The organism is Streptomyces sp. NPDC031274, assembly GCF_055570235.1.
Genome location: NZ_JBVIHP010000452.1, coordinates 1 through 1066 on the forward strand (window position 1 = coordinate 1; position 1066 = coordinate 1066).

The window sequence follows — 1066 nt, forward strand, 5'->3', positions numbered from 1 at the left end:
CTCGAACCGCACTCCGCGCTCGGCAAAGACCTTCCGGGCGACGGTCACCGCGTTGAGGGCCCTGGGGAAGCCGGTGAACGGCACCGTATGGATCAACGCCTCGGTGATCTCCACGGGGGTCAGGCCGACTTGAAGTGCGGCGTCGATGTGGAAGTCCAGCTGAGGGGCGGTGTCGCCCTGTGCGGTCAGGGCGCCGACCGTCACCAGCTGTCGCTGTCGGGCATTGAGACCGGGCCGGGAGTAGACGTCGCCGAAGGCGAACTCCACGATGTAGCGGCCGAGATCGGGCGCGATGTCTTCCAGTGAGTCGACGACGGAGGTGCCGCGCTCGCCGGCTATGCGCCGTAGCGTCGCCATGCCCCGGGTGTACCGGTTGGATACTGGTGACGGCGACGTGGGTGAGGCCGATGCCGTACTTGTTCCGGCCGGGACTCCGACGGCGGCAGCGGCGCCGAGTAGTACTCCCTTGGTCAGTAAGGACCGGCGGTCGGGGGCAGGAGTGTGCTCTGTGGTCTCCATGCCCGGGACGGTAGGCGTTCGCGCGCGCTCGAAGACAAGGCCGGAACCGTCTGCGTCAGACACCTACGCCACTCGGAGATCACCGCAGGTCACGGGCTCGGCTGATCGCTTGGCGACCAGTAAGTCCGCCCAGACGTAGCAGCACGACTAGTTGACGACAGTTGACGACAGTTGAGGACAGTCGACGACTCATCAGTTACGTCGTCACACGGACAGGGGAGCGCCCTGCCGAGGTCCTCAACTGGCGCATCACCACTCCGCCCAACAGGCGCGCGCAAGCGGCCCGCGTACAAGGCATCCACCACACCACGACGGATACGCCCACACCGCAGCCCGCTTCCACCCCGCCGCGCGGGCACCACGCGGGACGACCGGCCGGTGATGACCGACAGTCAGCGCAGGCTTGCGGCCACTCGGTGCCGCAGTCGCGGATCAGCGATCTCATCAAGCTCACGCCAGGCGGCGTCCGAGACCTCTTCGGTCTGCAGGTCGCCGATATCCGCGGTGGTACGAAAGAGGAAGCGGAAGTCGAAGTGCTGATGGGCGG

General features: G+C 66.9%; 1 protein-coding gene. It reads right to left on the minus strand.

All coding sequences use genetic code 11. The features are described from left to right. Window positions 1-357: carboxymuconolactone decarboxylase family protein (locus tag ACZ5CR_RS47105; protein ID WP_468870224.1), on the minus strand; the 357-nt coding region annotated here is incomplete at its 3' end. Window positions 358-1066: the final 709 nt, after the last annotated feature.